We start from the raw sequence: 18,482 nt of genomic DNA, 5'->3' as shown, positions 1-18,482 counted from the left end.
GAAAGCGCTCTGCGACCGCGTACGGGCTCCTACACCAGTTCGCTCAGTCGACTCAGCGCCGCCAGCAGGTCGGGCTGCTCCTTCAGGACGCCGCGCAGCGGGTCGGTCTTCAGCTTCTTGAGGCGTTCCGGCACGGTCCGGATGTTGTGATCGCGCAGGTCGAGCCCCGGTTTGACCTCGGACCAGCGGAGCGGTGTCGACACGGGAGCGGCGGGAAGGGGGCGGACGCTGAACGGGGCGACGAGTAGCCGGCCGTGGCCGTTCTGGACGAAGTCGAGGTAGACCTTGCCTCCGCGGCGTTCGGGGTTGCGGGTGACGGTCGCGATCTCCGGCAGTTGCCGGCAGATGATCTGGGCAATCAACTGGCCGAGGCTCCGGGACTGCTCGTAGGTGCAAGCTCCGCCGAGGGGCAGGAGGACGTGGAGGCCGCTCGAGCCGCTGGTCTTGACGAAGCTGGGAAGCTTGATCTGCCTGCACAGGCGGCGGATGGCGAGGGCGATCTCGATCACGTCCTCGAACGGCGCGTCCTTCGGGTCGAGGTCGAGGATGCACCAGTCCGGTTGACCCAGCTCGTGCAGTCGGCTGGACCAGACATGGAGGACGATCGCCGCCAGGTTGGCCACGTAGATCAGGCTCTCCCTGTTCTGGCAGACGAAGTACTCGACCTCCCTCTCCGTCCGCGGGCTGGTCAACCGGACCGTGTGCAGCCAGTCCGGGGCGAAGTCGGGCGCGTTCTTCTGGAAGAAGGACTTCCCCTCGATCCCGTCTGGGTAGCGGGTCATCACCAGCGGGCGGTCGCTGAGGTAGGGCTGCATCGAGTCGGCGATCGCGGCGTAGAAGTCGATCAGGTCGCCCTTCGTGTAGCCCTCGTCCGGCCAGAAGACCTTGGATTCGTTCGTGATCTCGACCCGCCGCTTCGGCGGCGCCGGCGGCGTGTCGCCGGCGCCGCGCGGTCCGGCACGTCGCACGCAGTCCTCGATCGGCTTGTCGTCGCGCAGGCGCAGGAAGACGGGATGCCGGAGCAAGCCGTGGGGCGTCCATTCCTTGTACCGGACCTCGCAGATCAGTTCGTCGTTCGGCTCGACCCAGGTCTGGTCCTCGATGCGCCCGTCCATGAGGTGGTCGTCGGTCAGCTCGCCCCCTGCCGCTTCGTCCTCGCCGGCCGGCGCTCGACACGGAGGAGCCTCGCGCCGGATCGCCGACAGACGCTCCGCGAGTTCCGTCAGGATCGCGTCGCTGAACCCCGTGCCCACGCGCCCGGAGTAGACCAGCTCGCCGGCCTCCGCATCCCAGACCGCCAGGTGGAGCGAGCCGAGGCCGACCCGGCTGCCCTTGGGTGGCGACATGCCGACGATCACGAAGTCGGCGGTTCGCTCGGTTCTCAGCTTGACCCAGGACGACGAGCGGCGGCCGACGTAGCGGGAGGCGGCGTCCTTGGCCATGGCGCCCTCGAGACCCATGGCGACCACCTGCTCGAAGAACGCTTCGCCCTGGTCCTCGATGTGGTCGGAGTAGCGGAGCGGTCCGGCCGGCGGCAGGACCTTCGCGAGGAGGGTCTTGCGCTCCAGGAGCGGCAGCGACCTCAGGTCGTGCCCTTCGAAGGCGACGAGATCGAAGGCGAACAGGGTCGCGGGCCGGCGAACCGCGGCCTCTTCGATGTCGACCGGCCGGCTGAGCAATGCCCGCGTCTGCAGTCTGGCGAAGCTTGGCCTCCCGCCGGCGTCGAGGACGGTGACCTCGCCGTCCAGGATCAGGGACTGCACCGGCAGCGCGTGCAGGGCGCGGGTCAGCTCGGGGTAGAGCGCGGTCACGTCGCCGCCTTTCCGGTAGCGCAGGAAGACGCTGCCGCCCTCCTTGGCCGCCACCAGCCGGTAGCCGTCGTACTTCAGTTCGTAGATCCAGCCGTGGCGTGAGAAGGGCCGATCACCGGTGACCGCCAGCATCAGCGCCAGGGTGCGGGGATCGACCCGGCAACGGCGCGCGGCCGATTCGGCGATCTCGGCGCGTACGTCCTCGATCCGGTCGCAACCGTCTCGCAGCTCCTCGACGGTCAGGCCCGAGAGCACGGACTCCGGCGGCAGGTCATCACCGCCGTCGCCGCTGTCCGCGCGGGCGGCGGCGTCCGGCTTCTTCATCAGCAGCCACTGATTGCCGTCGTTCTGATTGCCCTTGCCGCCGGTACGAAACAGGGTCCAGACGCCCCGCAGCTTGTAACCGTGGAGTTCGAACAGCAGCTTGCCGCTCTCCATACCGGCGACCGGGTCCTCGAGCGGTTTCCAGCGGCCGGTGTCCCAGACGATCATCGCGCCGGCGCCGTAGTTGCCGGCGGGGATCGATCCTTCGAAGTCGGCGTACTCCAGTGGGTGGTCCTCGGTGGCGACCGCCAGACGCTTGATCTCCGGGTCCAGGCTTGGGCCGCGGGGCACGGCCCAGCTCTTGAGCGTCCCCTCGAGTTCCAGGCGCAGGTCGAAGTGGACCCTCCGTGCGGCGTGCTTCTGGACCACGAAGCGGCCCGCGCCGGTTCCCCTCGCGGGACCGAAGGGTTCGGGCGTCGCTTCGCTGGTTCGCTTGCGGCGGTAGGCCTCGAGATTGCCGCGCGGCATCAGGTGCGCATTCTCCCAGAAGCAGCCCGGCACGCGGATGGAAACTCCCGGCCCTCGGCGTCAACAGAGCTTGCGGAGAAACCGCCGAACCGGTTTCGGTGCTATGATTTGCGGCCTATGCCTGCTCGTTCCGTCGGCACCGGCACCGTCTCGTTTGGCCTGGTTTCCATTCCCGTCAGGCTGTACTCGACGTCCGAGACCTCAGGCGGCGTCCGCTTCAACATGCTGGACCCGACGGACAACACGCGGGTCAAGCAGCAGTTGGTCAACCCTCGTACCGGTGCCCTCGTGGAGCGGAAGGAGACGATCAAGGGTTACGAGTTCGGCAAGGGGCAGTACGTCACCTTCAGCAACGAGGAGATCAAGGAACTCCAGGAGAAGGCCTCGCCGGCGATCGAGATCACGGAGTTCGTGCCGCTGGCTGAAGTCGAGCCGATCTACTTCGAGAAGTCGTACTACCTGGGTCCCGAGAAGGGCGGCGAGCGCGCCTATCGCCTGCTCAGCGAGGCGATGCGGACGACGGGGCGCTCGGCGCTGGCCAAGCACGCCGCGCGCGGCAAGCAGTACCTCGTGATGCTCCGCCCGTTTGCTTCGGGACTGCTGATGCAACAGCTGAAGTACGAGGACGAACTGAAGTCCTTCGACGAGGTCCCGCTGGGCGACGAGACGGAACTCAAGCCGGGAGAGCTCGAACTCGCGGTGCAGTTGATCGAGCAGATCGCCAACGACGAGTTCCAGCCCTACCAGTACACCGACGAAGTGCGCAAGCGGCTGTGGGAGGCCATCCAGAACAAGATCGACGGGCGCGAAGTCGCAGAGGATGAGACGGAGGCGCCCCAGGCGCAGATCATCGACCTGATGGAGGCGCTCAAGGCGAGCCTCTCGAAGAACGGCGATGTCGAGGAAGGCGACGGCGCGGCCGACCGCAAGTCCAGGAAGGACGCACGTCGAGCCAAGGCCGAACCGGCGCGCAGGGCCGCCGTTGGTTGACACAAGGCGCGGTCAGTGAGGCCCTCCCGACGAGGGCGTTGGCGCTGGCACCAGCGCGTCTGTTCAATCCACTGGATCCACGCCCACAGGCGGGCTGAGAGCGGCTAAGGTAGCGCTTCGTCTCACTCGTCGCGGGCGAATCTCGACCGCCCGAAGCGGAACCGACCAGTCAACGCACAGGAGTCCCCAAGATCGCACCCCCATCTAGAGAGCCGCGCATCAACCACCGGATCCGGAGGAGCCCGGTGCGGCTCATCGACCAGGACGGCACCCAGATCGGTGTCGTCGCCTTGGAACAGGCCAAGACGCGCGCTCAGGACGCGCGGCTCGATCTTGTGGAGGTGGGACCCAACGCGGACCCGCCCGTCGTGCGCATCCTCGATTGGGGCAAGGTCAAGTTCGAGCGCGAGAAGAAGAAGCGGGAGTCGCGGAAGAAGGCGGCGACGATCGACCTGAAGGAGGTCAAGTACCGGCCCACGATCGACCCGCACGACTACCAGATCAAGACGGACCGGGCGCTGCGCTTCCTGCGCGAGGGCAAGAAGGTCAAGGTGACGATCTTCTTCCGCTACCGGCAACTCCGCCGGCCTGAACTCGGCGCGGCCATTCTGGACAAGGTCAGTAGCGCGATCGAGGGTGTGGGCGAGGTCGAGACGCGATCCGGCCTGGAGGGCCGTCAGATGACGATGGTCCTGAATCCGGTCGCGCAGGAGGACTGAGACCGAACCCGACTCGGGTTGGCCGCGGGACGGCGACCCGACCCTAGTAGTGCACCACCGAGCGGATGCTCTTGCCCTCGTGCATGAGGTCGAAGGCCTCGTTGATCTCGTCGAGGCCCATCGTGTGGGTGATCATGCTGTCGATCTCGATCTCTCCGGCCATGTACTGGTCGACCATCCCCGGGAGGTCGGTGCGGCCGCGGACGCCGCCGAAGGCGGTGCCGCGCCAGACGCGACCCGTCACGAGCTGGAAGGGGCGCGTCGCGATCTCCTGGCCTGAGCCGGCGACGCCGATGATCACCGATTCGCCCCAGCCCTTGTGGCAGCACTCCAGGGCGGAGCGCATGACCTCGACGTTGCCGATGCACTCGAAGGAGTAGTCGACGCCGCCGTCGGTCAGATCGACGATGACTTGCTGGATCGGGTCGTCGTAGTCGGTCGGGTTCACGAAGTCGGTCGCGCCGAGGGATCGGGCGAAGTCGAACTTGGCCGGATTGATGTCGACCGCGATGATCCGGCCCGCCTTCGCCATCACCGCGCCCTGGATCACCGACAGGCCGATGCCGCCGAGACCGAAGACCGCGACGGTCGACCCGGGCTCCACCCTGGCCGTGTTGAGCACGGCGCCGATGCCGGTCGTGATGCCGCAGCCGAGCAGGCAGACCTTGTCGAGCGGCGCCGCCTTGTTCACCTTTGCCGTCGAGATCTCGGCGATCACCGAGTACTCGGAGAAGGTCGACGTGCCCATGTAGTGGTAGAGCGAGTTGCCGCCGCTCTGGAACCGGGACGTGCCGTCCGGCATCATGCCCTGACCCTGGGTGGCGCGGATGGCCTGGCACAGGTTCGTCTTTCCCGACGCGCAGAACTTGCACTCGCGGCATTCCGCCGTGTAGAGCGGGATCACGTGGTCGCCGGGCTGAACCGAGGTGACGCCCGGGCCGACTTCCTCGACGATCGCACCGCCCTCGTGGCCGAGGATCGCGGGAAACAGTCCCTCCGGATCGGCCCCGGAAAGCGTGTAGGCGTCGGTGTGGCAGACGCCGGTGGCGACGACCCGGACGAGGACCTCTCCCGCCTTCGGCCCCTCGACATCGACCTCTTCGATCTCCAGTGGTTTGCCCGCTTCACGGGCGACTGCGGCTCTCGACTTCATCGTTGGTCGGCTCCTCAGAAAAAGCAAGAAAACTCAATGTTCTGACCGGATGTTCGGACGCTACCATCTACGTTGAAGCGCGGCCGGGTTGGTCGCCGGCAAGGCGTAAACGAGGAGGAAGAGATCTGAAGTAGAACCTAGGGAGGGAGACACATGCGCAAGCTGCTCATGGAGTGCATCGGCACGATGTTCCTGATGATGGCTGTGGCCCTAACCGGCAACGCCGCCATCGCCGTCGGGTTGATGCTGGCGGTGATGACCTACAGCGGCGGACACCTGTCCGGTGCTCATTTCAACCCGGCCGTGAGCTTGGCTGCGTGGATGCGCGGCAAGCTTGGTGTGGCCGACATGGTTCAGTACATGGTGGCCCAGCTTGTCGGCGCCTGTCTTGGTTGGCTCGTCCATAGCTACCTGGTCGGCGGAAGCACGGCGCCGATGCCGACGGAGCATCCGCTCATGCACGGCATGGTTGCCGAGGCGCTGCTCACCTTCGCTCTCGTCACGGTTGTGCTGAACATGATGTCCTCGCGATCGGAGGGCAACCCGGCCAACGGGCTGGTCATCGGCTTTACGCTTTCGGCGGCCGTGTACGCTGCCGGCGGTGTATCCGGTGGTGCCATCAACCCCGCAGTCGGTATCGGTCCCCAGGTCATGGAGGCGATCACGGGTGGCGGCTTCGACGCCAACACGCTGGCGTTGTACGGAGTCGGACCGCTCGTTGGCGGCGCCGAGGCGGCGGTCGTCTACAAGTTCCTCAACGACTGAGACTCCTGACGCCGGCGCACGCCGGCGTCTGAAACCGCACGTGACCTCGGCCGGCCGGCCGGGGCACGTTGCGGTGCGTCTGGCGCTGCCGCTCCTTCTGGCCGCGGCTCTCGCCGCGCCCACGCTGGCGCAACGGCCTGGAGCGGCGATCGACGTCCTGGACTACCGCTTCGAACTCGAGCTTTCCGATCAGACCGACGAGATCGAAGCCAAGGCGACGATCGCCTTTCGCATCCTGCGAGGGGTCACCGAGGTCGCATTCGATCTCGATGATCTGGTGGAAGGCAGCAGCCTGGAAGCGGACGGGAAGGCGGGTGAGGGGCGGTCGGCCGGTGTCATGGTCGTTTCCTCGGCGAGGGTCGCCGACCCGGCTGCGGAAACGCCTCAGCCTGGCCGGGCTCTTCGTTTCCGGCAGCAGGACGACCGGCTCCTCGTCAGCCTGGACCGCGAAGCTGCGGTCGGTGAACGACACCGCATCGAGGTTCGGTACCGCGGCGTCCCGGCCGACGGTTTCACGATCGGCCGGAACCGGCACGGCGAGCGCACCTTCTTTGCCGACAACTGGCCGAACCGGGCCCATCACTGGCTGCCGGTGGTCGATCACCCGTCCGACAAGGCGACCGTGGCGTTCGTGGTGACAGCGCCTTCGCACTACCAGGTCATCGCCACCGGTGGTTTCATCGAGGCCGTCGATCTCGGCGGCGGTCTGCGCCGGACCGAGTGGCGGAGCCGGGCGCCGGTGGCGACCAAGGTGATGGCGGTTGGCGTCGCACGCTTCGCTCGCCACCGGCAAGCCGAGGTCAACGGTGTGCCCGTCGAGATCTGGGTCTATCCCCAGGACCGTGAAGCCGGGCTGAGGGCCTTCGCGCCGGCGGCGCGAGTGCTGGGGACGTTCGAGCGTCGGCTGGGCGACTACCCGTACGTCAAGCTTGGCAACGTGCAGACGACGACCCGCTGGGGCGGTCTGGAGAACGCCGGCAACGTCTTCTACGACGAGGATGCGGTCGACCGCGAAGGCGGCATCGAGACCCTGATCGCGCACGAGATCGCCCACCAGTGGTTCGGCGATTCCGTCACCGAGAGCGACTGGCCCCACGTCTGGCTCAGCGAGGGCTTCGCGACCTACCTGACCGCCTGCTACCTGGAGTGGACGTACGGCCGCGAGCGCTTCCTGGAGCAGATGGACCGCAACCGGACGAGGGTCCTGAGTTACGTCGAGGAGGCGCCGGACTCGGTGATCGTGCCGGAGTCGGTGCCCGATCCGCGGCGCCTGCTCAGCCCGAACGTGTACCAGAAGGCGGCCTGGGTGTTGCACATGCTCCGCGGTGAAGTCGGCGACGGTGCGTTCTGGAAGGGAATGCGGACCTACTACGAACGCTTCCGGGACCGCAATGCCTCGACCGCCGACTTCGCGGCGGTGATGGAGGAGGTTTCGGGGCGGAAGCTCGACTGGTTCTTCGACCAGTGGCTCCGCCGGCCCGGCGTGCCGGAGCTCCAGATCGAATGGGAGTTCGACGCCGCGGAATCGACGATAGAGGTCGGGGTGCGTCAGACGGGACCGACGATCTACCGGTTGCCGCTGGAAGTGGAGGCGGTGCTGGAGGACGGCCGCGCCGTTCACGGCCGCGTCGACGTCGAAGGCGAACGCACCGCCGCATCGCTGCCCGTGCCGGCCCGGCTCGAGCGCCTCCGGATCGACCCGGACGGCTGGCTCCTCCTGCGGTACGCGTTGGAGGAGCGATAGTCGGCGCTACCATCGGTCGGGCCATGCCCGCGACCGAACACTCCGCGGCCTCCGACTTCGAAGAGGCTCATGCCTGCAGCGTCTTCGGCACTGTTCTGGCCGATCCGCCTTGGCAGTTCGTGAATCGAACGGGCAAGGTGGCGCCGGAGCATCGCCGTCTGAGCCGGTATCCAACCCTGAAGCGGGCGGAGATCGAAGCGATTCCGGTCGCGGACGCCTGCGCCGAGCACGCCCATCTCTACCTTTGGGTGCCGAATGCCCTCCTCCGGGAAGGTCTCGACGTGATGCGGCGCTGGGGCTTCACCTACAAGACGAACCTGGTCTGGCACAAGGTCCGCAAGGACGGTGGTCCGGATGGCCGGGGAGTCGGCTTCTACTTCCGCAACACGACCGAACTCGTCCTGTTCGGAGTGCGAGGCAGGCTGCGGACCCTTCCGCCGGGCAGGCGTCAGGTCAACATCATCCGTTCGCGCAAGCGTGAGCACTCCCGCAAGCCGGACGAGCTCTACGACATCATCGAAGCGTGTAGCCCGGGGCCGTACCTGGAGCTGTTCGCCCGGGGGCGGCACTCGGAACTCTGGACCGCCTGGGGCGATCAGAGCACGGACTACGCGCCGGACTGGCCCACCTACCGGAATGCCGGCGTTCGCGCCCGCTGAGGGAGACGACCATGTGCAGGAACATCCGCGTTCTCTACAACTTCGAGCCGCCCGCGAGCGAAGACGAAGTACGCGCCGCGGCCCTCCAGTACGTGCGCAAGGTCAGTGGTTCGACCAGGCCGTCGCGCGCGAACGAAGCCGCCTTCGAGCAGGCAGTGGACGCCGTCGCCGAGGCGACCGCCGTGCTCCTCGGGGAACTCACGACGACCGCGCCGGCGCGCAACCGGGAGGCGGAAGCGGAGAAGGCGCGGGAGCGCTGGCGCCGGCGACAGGCGAAGATGGCGGCCTCGGCTTCCGGCTAAAAGTCAGTTCTTCGCCGCCTCCGCCGCCATCACCTCGTTGTAGTGATCGATCACGCGGCGGACGTAGGCGCGCTTTTCGAGGTAGCTGCCGGGGTAGAAGCTGCGCTTGAAGCCGTAGATGATCACGTTGCGCAGGTCTTCGTGGGTCAGGTTGAAGGCCTCGCAGGCGGAGGCGATCTCCTTGGTCACGGAGGTTCGCGACATGAGCCGGTTGTCGGTGCAGAGAGTGACCGAGAGCCGGTCTTCCATCATCCGTCCGAACGGGTGGTCGGAGAACTTCTGAAGTCGCTGAATGCTCTGCAGGTTCGAGGTGATGCAGACCTCGAGCGTGATGCGGCGATCGCTGATGTACTGGGCCAGGCTGCTGATGTAGCGCTCGGGATCCTTCGCCGCCGCCGAGTTCGGGTTGTCGCGGCGGAGCCGGTCCGCGGCGTAGAGGTGGGTCCCGTGCCCGATCCGGTCCGCCTGCAGCAGGGTGATCGCCTGGAAGATGCTCTCGGGACCGTAGGCCTCGCCGGCGTGGATCGTCTTCATCAGGAAGTTCTGCTGGGCGAAGAGGAATGCGTCCCGATGCACGGCTGCCGGGTTGCCGGCTTCGGCGCCTGCGAGATCGAAGGCCACCACCGGTAGCCCGAGCCGGTCGCGGGCCTCGACCACGGAGCGGGCCAGCGAGAGCGAAGCGGCGGCGTGAATCTCCGGCCTGGTCCAGCCGTTCAGGGCCGAGTACAGGCCACGGTAGTAGGGACTGTGTGCGGGTCCGAACATGCGCAGCGCGCAGGCGATGATGCCGTAGCGGAAGGGCGGCTCGGCGCCGCTTCTGACGCTCTCCGTTGCCTCGTGTTCACGCTGGACCCGGGCGAGGCCGCGGTCGACGGCCTCCAGGACCCCGGCGATGTCCAAGTCCGGCCCGGTATGAAGTTGGGGCGCCAGGCGGACCTCGACGTAGCAGACGCCCTCGGCCAAATTGTCGGCCCCGAGTTCGTAGGCCGCCCGCTCCAGCGCCTCCTCGCTGCAGAGCGCCGGCGACGTGTAGGAGAAGGCCCGCAGGTAGTCCTCCAGGTCGTCGTAGCGCTCCTTGAAGACGAGTTCCAGGAGGCCCTCTGGCGTCTGCGAGGGAAGCTCGAGCCGTGCGTCCCGCGCCAGTTCGATCAGTGTGTCGAGCCGGAGCGAACCGTCCAGGTGAACGTGAAGGTCGGTCTTCGGAAGCCTGCCGATCAGATCGGCGGACGGGACTGGGGCGTTCAGGTCGTTATGATGCGCGCTCTGCATAGCGCAGTGTACAGGCACCCGGAGGATTGGCGACTTCGGTCAGGAGCGAGACGATGAGTACGACCAGACGTTCCTTTCTCTATGGCATGGGCGGTCTTGGAGCGGCGGCAGCCGGCCTCGGCAACATGGGCGCGGCGTTCGCGGCCCCGGTTCGAGGCAGGGCGGTGGCCGCCAGCGACCGCATCCGGGTCGGCGTGATCGGCTGCCGGGGCATGGGATCTAGCAACATGCGTTCCATGCTCGACATCGACGGCGTCGAGTGCGCCGCGCTCTGCGATGTCGACGGCAACGTTCTAGCCGAGCGCATCGAGTCCTTCGAGGGTTTGACCGGTAGCAAGCCGGACAGCTACGGCGACTACCGCAAGTTGCTCGAGGACGACGAGATCGACGCCGTCATCATCGGCACCCCCGACCACTGGCACTGCCGGATCATGGTGGACGCCTGCGAAGCGGGGAAGGACGTCTACGTCGAGAAGCCGATGGCGAACTCGATCGAGGAGGTCCGGGTCATGCAGCAGGCCGCCAAGGCGCATGGTCGGGTGGTCCAGGTCGGCCAGTGGCAGCGCTCGGGCAAGCACTGGCAGGACGCGATGGAGTACCTCTGGTCCGGTGAGCTCGGCCAGATCCGTAGCGCCAAGACATGGGCCTACATGGGTTGGGCGGCGCCGATGCCGGTACCCGACTCGGATCCGCCCGCGGGCGTCGACTACGACATGTGGCTGGGACCGGCAAGGAAACGGCCCTTCAACAAGCACCGCTTCCACTGGGACTTCCGCTGGTACTGGGACTATGCGGGCGGCCTGATGACCGATTGGGGCGTCCACCTGATCGACATCGTGCTGATGGGCATGAAGGCGACGGCGCCGAAGTCGGTCATGTCCCTGGGCGGACCGTTCGGCTATCCGGGCAGCGCGATGGAGACCCCGGACACCCAGCAGGCGATCTACGAGTACGACGACTTCACGATGACCTGGGAGCACAGCCTGGGCATCAGCCTGGGGCCGCACCAGCGCGGACACGGCGTCTCCTTCACCGGCAACAACGGCACCCTGGTCGTCGATCGCGGCGGTTGGGAGGTGTTGGCCGAGACCGGCCGCAAGGACGGCGAGCGCTACGAGAAGACGCCGGCGATCGAGAGACGGGCCGCGGCTCCTGACCAGCGGGGGCTGGACCAGCACACGCAGGACTTCATCGACTGCATGAAGACCCGCAGGCAACCGCGGTGTAACGCGGACGTGGGCGCCCTGGTCGCGGTCAACGCGCACCTGGGGAACATCGCGTTCCGGACCGGACGGCGGGTGTACTGGGATCACGCGGCGGGTCGCGTCAAGGGCGATGAGGAGGCGAACGCGCTGCTGCGTGCCGAGTACCACAACGGCTGGCAGTTTCCGCAGGTGACGGCTGCCGAAGCGTCGGCGGGCTGATTCGTCGCCGAGCCAAGCCAGGTGACCAGGCTCGAAGATCGCCGGCTCGGCGCCACGACCATCCTGTTCGGCGAAGGCGGCGGCAAGTACCCCGACAACAACGCCCTGGTCGTGGAGGGGGCCGAGTCGACGGCGCTGATCGATCCATCGCTCGGCGTTCGGGCGCGGGGCCGGGGTGGTCTGCCCCGTGTCGACCTCGTGCTGCTCAGCCACTGCCACGAGGACCACACCGCGGCTCTGCCGCTCTTCAGGGACGCCCCGGTCCACGTCCACGAGGAGGATCTGTCCGGTCTGCTCGACTTCGACGGCTTCCTCGACATCTTCGGGGTCGAACCGGAACGCCGCGAGGAGTACGGCCGGTACCTGCGGACGACGTTCTGCTACGAGCCCCGGCCGGACGCCGTGCCGTTCCGGAACGGCGATCTGTTCGATCTCGGCGGCGGCGTCTCGGTTCGGGTGATTCACACGCCCGGCCATACCCGGGGTCACTGTGCCCTCATGATCGAGCCCGACGGCGTACTGTTCCTGGGTGACATCGACCTGACCGGCTTCGGGCCGTACTACGGGGACGCCTGGTCTGATCTCGGAGAATTCGAACACTCGCTGGAACGGGTGCGCGATATCGAGGCGGCGCACTACGTCACCGGCCACCACATCGGCCTGCTCGACGATCGCGAGGCGTTTCTCGCTCGCCTGGACCGGTACGTTGATCGGATCGCCGACCGCGAGGGACGGCTGCTGCGGTACTTGGGGGAGCCACGGAAGATGGATGACATCGTCGCTCACCGCTTCGTGTACCGGCCGCATGATGAGGGGGCCGGGATTCCCAAGGCCGAACGGCGCAGCATGGAACTCCACCTCGACCGTCTCGAGCGTGCCGGCCGGGTTGAGCGCTGCGGCGAGATGTACGCTGCGGTTTGATGGGGGCTACGCCGGCGACAGGTCTATACTGCGGATCGGGCGTCGGCCGACTCGTTCGGAGTCGATTGCCGCTGGAACAGGAGGTTTCGATTGTCCCTGAAGACACTGGCCGAGACTCTCGTCCCGGCTCTGGTTCTGTCTGCCGCTTCGTTTGCCGCCGCGTCGCCGTTGGTCGCCGAGGAGGCGGCTTCGGTCGAGCATCTGCTCGAGCCGGACACGATTCACCCGGCGACGGCCGAGCAGTTCCGCGCGGTCCTGGAACACCACCGCGGCAAGGTGGTCGTCGTCAACTACTGGGCAACCTGGTGCATCCCCTGCCTCCAGGAGTTACCTGAGCTAGACCTTCTGCAGGAACGCTATGACGACCGCGGTCTCTTGGTGCTCGCCGTCTCGATGGACGATCCGGAAAAGCTCGAGGATCGCGTGCGACCGTTCTTCGCCAAGCGGGCGCCGGGTCTCGTCTCCTATCTGGCCACGGCCGGCGACAACTCGGTCGACTTCGTTACCTCGTTCGATCCAGAGTGGCCCGGTGCGCTGCCGACGACGATGTTCTTCGACCGCAGTGGCGAGCTGAACAACATCCACTTGGGGCGGATGCTCTACTCGGAGTTCGAAGAGGCGGTTCTCGAGTTGCTGGAGGCCGGCGGGGGATCCTGACCGGCGGATACCGCCCTCACTCCGGTCTCGACCGGGGCTTCATGTGCCGGCGGCCTGGGAAGCAGCCGACGGTCTCTCTTGTTCTCCGCTTGGCGGTTGTCGCCGAGTGGTTGCCTGATAAGGAGTTGTGATGTCTGGATCTGCCTTCGAACACTTCGACTTCACCGACGACTACGGTCCCGAGAAGGTCGTCACCGTCTACGAGCCCCGCTGCGGCCTGGAGGGGATCGTTGTGATCGACAACAGCGCCGCCGGACCCACGATGGGCGGCATCCGGATGGCGCCGGACGTGACCGTCGAGGAGGTGTGCCGGCTGGCGCGGGCCATGACCTGGAAGAACGCCATGGCGCGCCTGCGTCACGGCGGCGGCAAGGCGGGTATCCGGGCGAATCCGCGGACGGCGAACCGTGAGGCCCTGATCCGGCAGTTCGGCCGGGCGATCCGGCAGTTGACGGACTACATCCCCGCCCCCGACATGGGCACGAACGAGACCGCGATGGCCTGGATCCGGGACGAGGGGGGGCAGTCCGTTGGCCTGTCCAGATCTCTGGGCGGGATCCCGCTCGACGAGTCGGGGTCGACCGGTTTCGGCCTCGCCATCGCCGCCGAGGTGGCCGAGGAGGCGGGCATCGTCGCGCTCGAAGGCGCCACCGTCTCCATTCAGGGCTTCGGCAACGTCGGGCGGCCGGCGGCCCGGTTCCTGGCCGAAAGGGGCGCGCGCGTCGTGTCGGTCACCGATCTCGACGGCACGATCCACGACCCCGCCGGCATCGACATCGACGAACTCGTGGCGACGATGGACGCGACCGGCGGCGTCACCGCGTACCCGCGCGGCAGCCGTATCGAGGGCGACGCCTTCCTGGACCTGGAAGTCGACTTCTTCGTGCCGGCCGCGCGCCCCGACGTGATCGACAGCCGCAACGCCGGCCGGGTCGGCTGCAAGGTAGTGCTCCAGGGCGCGAACATCCCGGTGACGCCGGCGGGCGAGCGGATTCTTCACGACCGCGGCGTCCTCTCGATTCCCGACTTCGTGGCCAACGCCGGCGGCATCATCTGCGGCGCGGTCGAGTACGCGGGCGGCTCTGAGCGGCAGGCATTCGAGAGAATCGAGGACACGGTACGCCAGAACACAGGGGAAGTGCTGGAACTGGCCCGGGCCGAGGACTGCCTCTTGCGCGAGGCGGCGATGAGCATCGCCCAGCGCCGTGTCTCGGAGGCGATGGCCTATCGCCGCGCCGACTGACCACGCGGTAGCCTGCGGCGAATGAGGTCTCACAACGCGCTTGCCGAACCGGCGGTCAACCGGCGTTCGGAGCGGCGCGGCGACGCCGACTGGCTGGCCCGGAGACTGGCGGATCCGAGCAGCCAGTTGACCGCGGTCTGGCGCGAGCGCAGCCTGGTCTTCGACGCTCACACCGGAGACCGCGGGCCGGTGCCCGGCACGGTGGCGACCGTCGAGGCGTCCGGACTGGTCGACGGGGCGGAGGACGTCGTGTTTCTCGGCGAAGCGGAGGGCGTCGCCTACTTCTCGGTCGACCTCTCCGACCGGGAGGATCCGCTCGCCGGCCCGCTCAGGGGCGCCGGCCGCTTCGTCGAGCTGCGGCAGGTCGGCGCGGCGATGAGCGGCCGTGGCGCCAACCTGCTCGCCTATGCGCGGGCCATGGCCACCTGGCATCGCCGGCACCGCTTCTGCGGCCAGTGCGGCGCCGCGACCGAGAGCCGCAACGCCGGCCACCTGCGCGTCTGCACGGCGTGCGGCATCGAGCACTTCCCGCGCACGGATCCCGCGGTCATCATGCTGGTCCACACGGAGGCCGGCGACGGCGGATCCTGCCTGCTGGGCCGGCAGGCCTCCTGGCCGCCGGGCATGTTCTCGGCGCTTGCGGGCTTCGTCGAGCCCGGCGAGAGCCTGGAGAGCGCCGTCGCGCGCGAGGTCCGGGAGGAGACCGGCATCGCGGTCGACACGGTCCGCTACCACTCCTCCCAGCCTTGGCCGTTCCCGACCTCGATCATGCTCGGCTTCTACGCGACCTCGCCAGGCGGTGACGTACAGGTCGACACCGAGGAACTGGAACAGGCTGTGTGGGCGACCCGCTCCGAACTGGAGTACGCGCTCCGCGCCCGCGAAGTCCGCCTGCCGCCGCCGTTCTCGATCGCCCGCCGCCTGATCGACGACTGGCTCCGCGCCGAAGACTGACGGCCCCCACTGGGTGCGCCGGCGTCCCCGCCGGCCTTCCGGAAGAGCTCCGCCGTGAAGCGGCGACCGTCAACGGACGAAGAAGCCTTCCCTGCGGGCCGCAAGGGAGAGCCGTTCGTCACTGCATACGAGCTCGAGTGCGGACGGATCTTCCGAGGCCGCCGTGAGCGCGGCCGCCAACTGCAGCGCATCGGCTGCCCGTAGACGGTGGAGCCGTAGGAGCCGTACCGCTCGGCGACGGACCCGCTCAAGCGGTTCGACCTCCAGCCAACTGGAGCGCAGGCGATCAAGTTGCTTGTGAGCGAGTTCGAGTCCGGCGCTCTCGATGTGCTGCTCCCGGCGAAGCCGGTTCAAGGCGGATTCGCACTCGATCCAACTACCCCACCACGTGACGATGACGGGGTCCTCCTGGATCAGCCGGCGTCGCTCATTGGTGGTCGGCTCCTCGACCAGAAGAGCCACCACGGCGGAGGAATCCCAGTACTTCAGCGCTCGTTCGCTCTCTCCGCGACGACCAGACGGCTAGCGCTGATGCCAGCCGGAAGGCGCGGGAGCCTCGCCTTCAGTACGCGGTCGACATCCAGCGGAGCGCGGGGCGCGGTCGCGAGGCCCTGGCGGACCAACTCTGCCGCGGCATCGTCAGGCGCTACGTGTTCGGTGCGGCAGGACTCGATTCTCGCCACGGGTTCTCCGTGGTGTGTGATCAGGACCGTTTCCCCTTGGCGTACCTCGTGGAGCAGTCCGCTGAGGTTGTCCTTCGCTTCGCTGACGCTGGCCCGTTTCATTTGGCCAGTCTGGCCTGATCAAAGAGGCCTGTCAAGCGCTAGAGTGGACGGATCGTCTCAGACAACCGCCGAACTCGCGTAGCATTATCCGTCCATGACCCCCGACTCCACGAACGACGGTACGTCGTCGGCCGCGGTCATCGACCGCCGCGGCCGGCCGGTGCGCGACCTGCGCATCTCGGTCATCGATCGTTGCAATTTCCGCTGCACCTTCTGCATGCCGGCCGACCGCGAGTACCGGTTCCTGCCCCGGCAGCAACTGATGACGTTCGAGGAGATCGAGCGCCTGGTGCGGCTGTTCGTGCAGCTCGGTGTCCGCAAGCTGAGGCTGACTGGCGGCGAGCCGCTGCTGCGTCGGGACATCGAGGAACTGGTCCGCATTCTGGCCGCGGTGCCGGGAGTCGAGGACCTCGCCCTCACCACGAACGGCGCCTTGCTGGCGAAGAAGGCGCAGGCCCTCGTGGACGCTGGCCTCGACCGGGTCACCGTCAGCGTCGAGTCCCTGCACGACGACGTCTTCGGCCGGGTCACGGGACTGGGCCACGGCGTCGACCAGGTGCTCGAGGGCATCGACGCCGCGGCGGAGGCTGGCCTCGGCCCGGTCAAGATCAACACGGTCGTCATGAAGGGCACGAACGAGGACGAAGTCGCCGACATCGCCGGCTATTTCAAGGAGCGGGGCCACATCGTCCGTTTCATCGAGTTCATGGATGTCGGCACGGTGAATGACTGGAGCCTCGACCAGGTCGTCACCGCCTCGGAGATCGCCGACCGCATCGCCGAGCGCTGGCCATTCGAACCGGTCGACCGGGCCCAACCCAGCGACGTCGCCGAACGCTTCCGCTACCTCGACGACGGCGTCGAGTTCGGCGTCATCCCCTCGATCAGCCGCCCCTTCTGCGGAGACTGCGCCCGCGCGCGCCTTTCATCCGACGGCCGGCTCTACACTTGCCTCTTCGCCGACACCGGTCCCTCCCTCCGCGACCGCGTCCGCGCCGGCGCAAGCGACGACGACCTGCTCACCTTCCTGGCTGGCCACTGGCGCCAACGGGAGGATCGCTACTCCGAGATCCGCGCCGAACGCCTCCGCGCCGGCCTGCAGCCGGCGGCAGAGCGCGTCGAGATGTTCCGCATCGGCGGCTGAGACATCGCCTGCGCGGCTGCGGCGCGGCGGCGGAGGGTCGTCGGACGCACCCGCCTGCCTGGGGGGTCGGAGGGGAGGGTCCCAGCGGTCGCTCGCGCTTTCTGAGTTGATTAACGAACGGCGCTCGCTGCGGTCGGCTGCGCTCCGGTTGGGCGTCGGTTCATGTGAGTGCGCCGGCCGTCGCTTGCCGACAGCCTCGCTGGGACCCTCCCCTCCGCCCCTTGGGGCAGGCTGGACGGCGTCGGTGAATGCGCAGGTCCGCCGTGCATGCGGTAGGTTGAGTGCCAGCAACTCGGCGCGATTCCGGGCCGGTGTTGCGGTGCCAGATGTGGCCGTTCGCTGATTCCGGCGGAAGAGGGTCGTTCCGGCGTTGACGGTCCGCAGACGCAGTCGGTAGCCTGCCGGCGATGACGACAGTCGAGGAGACTGCGGAACGCGCCGACCGGCTTTCGGGGCGCGACGAGCCCGCTACTCGTGGCGACCTAGGCATTCTGGCCGCCGAGATACGCACCGGGATCGCGGCTCTGGAATCCCGTTTCGCCGATCTCCTCACCTGAATCGATCCCCGTTGACGGCCGCAGAGCGTCGGCGACTCCCGCCAGCCGTCAGTCGCGAAGCAACTCGATCAGACGAACTCGGCTGATGCCGGCCGTCTTGCAGTTCGCCAGCATGATGCCGACCTCGACTTCCTTCTTGTTGGTCGGGATGATCACGGGGCGACACCCCCGCTTGGACAGCTTCAGGTGCGAGCCGACCTGACCGCTCTCGCGGAAGCCGAGCTTCTCGAACGCCCTGGCCAGCTTCCGCGGGCTAACCGGCGACAGCCTGGGCATGGGGAACCATGTTGACCGGCACGGAAACCGTGTCTTGTCGCGCAGCGCGGTTCTCGGCGTTCGCCGTGACCTGCACTTCCAGACCGCTCTCCTCTAGAACGCGGTCCATGATCCCCTCCTCGCAGCAGCCCTCGATGAAGAGGGCCAGCGCCTCCTGCAGCATGGCCATGGCTTCCTCGGCCGTGGAGCCCTGGCTAGCTACGTGAAGCTGCGGACACGAAGCCACCCATGTGTCCCGCTCGCGGTGTACCTCCGCAGGGAACTTGATGCTGACGCCAACTCGTTTCATGGGGTCGGTCCGGTAGTGACCCTAGCAC

General features: G+C 67.6%; 20 protein-coding genes. 13 read left to right on the top strand and 7 right to left on the bottom strand.

Going from position 1 to position 18,482, the window contains the following annotated elements; genetic code table 11:
• Positions 1 to 29: 29 nt before the first annotated feature.
• Complete coding sequence (gene ligD / locus OXG83_11115) at positions 30 to 2,603, bottom strand: DNA ligase D (protein ID MCY3965579.1); 2,574 nt, start codon at positions 2,601 to 2,603, stop codon at positions 30 to 32.
• A 117-nt stretch (positions 2,604 to 2,720) separates the two neighbouring features.
• Between ligD and OXG83_11110 the strand changes: the two genes are divergently transcribed.
• Both OXG83_11110 and infC read left to right on the top strand, forming a co-directional pair.
• Positions 2,721 to 3,593, top strand: coding sequence for a Ku protein (locus OXG83_11110; protein MCY3965578.1), 873 nt, complete (start codon positions 2,721 to 2,723; stop codon positions 3,591 to 3,593).
• 191 nt (positions 3,594 to 3,784) lie between these two features.
• Positions 3,785 to 4,312 carry a translation initiation factor IF-3 gene (gene infC, locus OXG83_11105; protein MCY3965577.1) on the top strand — a complete coding sequence of 176 codons (528 nt, stop codon included), beginning with the start codon at positions 3,785 to 3,787 and terminating at the stop codon, positions 4,310 to 4,312.
• Positions 4,313 to 4,355: 43 nt separating this feature from the next.
• On the opposite strand, the gene OXG83_11100 is transcribed toward infC, so the two are convergent.
• Positions 4,356 to 5,465 (bottom strand): S-(hydroxymethyl)glutathione dehydrogenase/class III alcohol dehydrogenase, encoded by a 1,110-nt coding sequence (locus tag OXG83_11100; protein ID MCY3965576.1) that lies wholly within the window; start codon positions 5,463 to 5,465, stop codon positions 4,356 to 4,358.
• Positions 5,466 to 5,618: 153 nt separating this feature from the next.
• On the opposite strand from OXG83_11100, the gene OXG83_11095 reads away from it, so the two are divergent.
• From OXG83_11095 to OXG83_11080, 4 genes are read left to right on the top strand one after another with little or no spacing between them, the layout of a single operon-like run.
• Positions 5,619 to 6,230, top strand: coding sequence for an aquaporin family protein (locus tag OXG83_11095; protein ID MCY3965575.1), 612 nt, complete (start codon positions 5,619 to 5,621; stop codon positions 6,228 to 6,230).
• A gap of 40 nt (positions 6,231 to 6,270) precedes the next feature.
• Positions 6,271 to 7,974, top strand: coding sequence for a M1 family metallopeptidase (locus tag OXG83_11090; protein MCY3965574.1), 1,704 nt, complete (start codon positions 6,271 to 6,273; stop codon positions 7,972 to 7,974).
• A gap of 23 nt (positions 7,975 to 7,997) precedes the next feature.
• Positions 7,998 to 8,633, top strand: coding sequence for an MT-A70 family methyltransferase (locus tag OXG83_11085; GenBank protein ID MCY3965573.1), 636 nt, complete (start codon positions 7,998 to 8,000; stop codon positions 8,631 to 8,633).
• An 11-nt stretch (positions 8,634 to 8,644) separates the two neighbouring features.
• Positions 8,645 to 8,935 carry a DUF2277 domain-containing protein gene (locus OXG83_11080; protein ID MCY3965572.1) on the top strand — a complete coding sequence of 97 codons (291 nt, stop codon included), beginning with the start codon at positions 8,645 to 8,647 and terminating at the stop codon, positions 8,933 to 8,935.
• A 3-nt stretch (positions 8,936 to 8,938) separates the two neighbouring features.
• Here the strand turns inward: OXG83_11080 and OXG83_11075 are convergent, their stop codons facing one another.
• Complete coding sequence (locus OXG83_11075) at positions 8,939 to 10,204, bottom strand: adenosine deaminase family protein (GenBank protein ID MCY3965571.1); 1,266 nt, start codon at positions 10,202 to 10,204, stop codon at positions 8,939 to 8,941.
• Between the two features lie 53 nt (positions 10,205 to 10,257).
• On the opposite strand from OXG83_11075, the gene OXG83_11070 reads away from it, so the two are divergent.
• The 5 genes from OXG83_11070 to nudC all read left to right on the top strand — a co-directional run bounded on the left by OXG83_11070 (position 10,258) and on the right by nudC (position 15,403).
• A complete protein-coding gene (locus OXG83_11070; protein MCY3965570.1) occupies positions 10,258 to 11,628 on the top strand; it encodes a Gfo/Idh/MocA family oxidoreductase in 1,371 nt (456 codons plus the stop codon).
• Between the two features lie 21 nt (positions 11,629 to 11,649).
• A complete protein-coding gene (locus tag OXG83_11065) occupies positions 11,650 to 12,549 on the top strand; it encodes an MBL fold metallo-hydrolase (GenBank protein ID MCY3965569.1) in 900 nt (299 codons plus the stop codon).
• A 90-nt stretch (positions 12,550 to 12,639) separates the two neighbouring features.
• On the top strand, positions 12,640 to 13,206 hold the full coding sequence (locus tag OXG83_11060) for a TlpA disulfide reductase family protein (GenBank protein MCY3965568.1): 567 nt from the start codon (positions 12,640 to 12,642) through the stop codon (positions 13,204 to 13,206).
• Between the two features lie 130 nt (positions 13,207 to 13,336).
• Positions 13,337 to 14,449 (top strand): Glu/Leu/Phe/Val dehydrogenase, encoded by a 1,113-nt coding sequence (locus OXG83_11055; GenBank protein MCY3965567.1) that lies wholly within the window; start codon positions 13,337 to 13,339, stop codon positions 14,447 to 14,449.
• A gap of 21 nt (positions 14,450 to 14,470) precedes the next feature.
• Entirely contained in the window at positions 14,471 to 15,403 is a 933-nt protein-coding gene (nudC, locus tag OXG83_11050; protein ID MCY3965566.1) for an NAD(+) diphosphatase, read from the top strand.
• Positions 15,404 to 15,472: 69 nt separating this feature from the next.
• Here nudC and OXG83_11045 read toward each other — a convergent pair whose 3' ends face one another.
• Both OXG83_11045 and OXG83_11040 read right to left on the bottom strand, forming a co-directional pair.
• Positions 15,473 to 15,892: a PIN domain-containing protein gene (locus OXG83_11045; GenBank protein MCY3965565.1), complete on the bottom strand. Its 420-nt coding sequence runs from the start codon at positions 15,890 to 15,892 to the stop codon at positions 15,473 to 15,475.
• Positions 15,889 to 16,188, bottom strand: coding sequence for a type II toxin-antitoxin system prevent-host-death family antitoxin (locus OXG83_11040; protein MCY3965564.1), 300 nt, complete (start codon positions 16,186 to 16,188; stop codon positions 15,889 to 15,891). The genes OXG83_11045 and OXG83_11040 overlap by 4 nt, the downstream gene beginning before the upstream one ends.
• A gap of 94 nt (positions 16,189 to 16,282) precedes the next feature.
• Here OXG83_11040 and moaA point away from each other — a divergent pair, with 94 nt between their 5' ends.
• Positions 16,283 to 17,332, top strand: a complete 1,050-nt coding sequence (moaA, locus tag OXG83_11035; GenBank protein ID MCY3965563.1) for a GTP 3',8-cyclase MoaA — start codon at positions 16,283 to 16,285, stop codon at positions 17,330 to 17,332.
• 407 nt (positions 17,333 to 17,739) lie between these two features.
• Positions 17,740 to 17,889, top strand: a complete 150-nt coding sequence (locus tag OXG83_11030; GenBank protein ID MCY3965562.1) for a hypothetical protein — start codon at positions 17,740 to 17,742, stop codon at positions 17,887 to 17,889.
• Between the two features lie 48 nt (positions 17,890 to 17,937).
• Here the strand turns inward: OXG83_11030 and OXG83_11025 are convergent, their stop codons facing one another.
• Together OXG83_11025 and OXG83_11020 are read right to left on the bottom strand one after the other, a co-directional pair.
• Positions 17,938 to 18,165, bottom strand: a complete 228-nt coding sequence (locus OXG83_11025; protein MCY3965561.1) for a type II toxin-antitoxin system HicA family toxin — start codon at positions 18,163 to 18,165, stop codon at positions 17,938 to 17,940.
• Positions 18,143 to 18,454: a type II toxin-antitoxin system HicB family antitoxin gene (locus OXG83_11020; protein ID MCY3965560.1), complete on the bottom strand. Its 312-nt coding sequence runs from the start codon at positions 18,452 to 18,454 to the stop codon at positions 18,143 to 18,145. The genes OXG83_11025 and OXG83_11020 overlap by 23 nt, the downstream gene beginning before the upstream one ends.
• Between the last annotated feature and the right edge of the window lie 28 nt (positions 18,455 to 18,482).

This window comes from Acidobacteriota bacterium, from assembly GCA_026707545.1.
Lineage (GTDB): Bacteria > Acidobacteriota > Thermoanaerobaculia > Multivoradales > Multivoraceae > Multivorans.
Note: the sequence above shows the minus strand (reverse complement) of the source record. Positions and strands in the feature narration are given on the sequence as shown.

What these genes read in the sequence shown, in the direction of transcription:
- ligD (MCY3965579.1), bottom strand. Translation starts at nt 2,603, where the DNA reads ATGCCGCGCGGCAATCTCGAGGCCTACCGCCGCAAGCGAACCAGCGAA.
- OXG83_11110 (MCY3965578.1), top strand. Translation starts at nt 2,721, where the DNA reads ATGCCTGCTCGTTCCGTCGGCACCGGCACCGTCTCGTTTGGCCTGGTT.
- OXG83_11100 (MCY3965576.1), bottom strand. Translation starts at nt 5,465, where the DNA reads ATGAAGTCGAGAGCCGCAGTCGCCCGTGAAGCGGGCAAACCACTGGAG.
- OXG83_11095 (MCY3965575.1), top strand. Translation starts at nt 5,619, where the DNA reads ATGCGCAAGCTGCTCATGGAGTGCATCGGCACGATGTTCCTGATGATG.
- OXG83_11085 (MCY3965573.1), top strand. Translation starts at nt 7,998, where the DNA reads ATGCCCGCGACCGAACACTCCGCGGCCTCCGACTTCGAAGAGGCTCAT.
- OXG83_11080 (MCY3965572.1), top strand. Translation starts at nt 8,645, where the DNA reads ATGTGCAGGAACATCCGCGTTCTCTACAACTTCGAGCCGCCCGCGAGC.
- OXG83_11075 (MCY3965571.1), bottom strand. Translation starts at nt 10,204, where the DNA reads ATGCAGAGCGCGCATCATAACGACCTGAACGCCCCAGTCCCGTCCGCC.
- OXG83_11070 (MCY3965570.1), top strand. Translation starts at nt 10,258, where the DNA reads ATGAGTACGACCAGACGTTCCTTTCTCTATGGCATGGGCGGTCTTGGA.
- OXG83_11055 (MCY3965567.1), top strand. Translation starts at nt 13,337, where the DNA reads ATGTCTGGATCTGCCTTCGAACACTTCGACTTCACCGACGACTACGGT.
- nudC (MCY3965566.1), top strand. Translation starts at nt 14,471, where the DNA reads ATGAGGTCTCACAACGCGCTTGCCGAACCGGCGGTCAACCGGCGTTCG.
- OXG83_11040 (MCY3965564.1), bottom strand. Translation starts at nt 16,188, where the DNA reads ATGAAACGGGCCAGCGTCAGCGAAGCGAAGGACAACCTCAGCGGACTG.
- moaA (MCY3965563.1), top strand. Translation starts at nt 16,283, where the DNA reads ATGACCCCCGACTCCACGAACGACGGTACGTCGTCGGCCGCGGTCATC.
- OXG83_11030 (MCY3965562.1), top strand. Translation starts at nt 17,740, where the DNA reads ATGACGACAGTCGAGGAGACTGCGGAACGCGCCGACCGGCTTTCGGGG.
- OXG83_11025 (MCY3965561.1), bottom strand. Translation starts at nt 18,165, where the DNA reads ATGCCCAGGCTGTCGCCGGTTAGCCCGCGGAAGCTGGCCAGGGCGTTC.
- OXG83_11020 (MCY3965560.1), bottom strand. Translation starts at nt 18,454, where the DNA reads ATGAAACGAGTTGGCGTCAGCATCAAGTTCCCTGCGGAGGTACACCGC.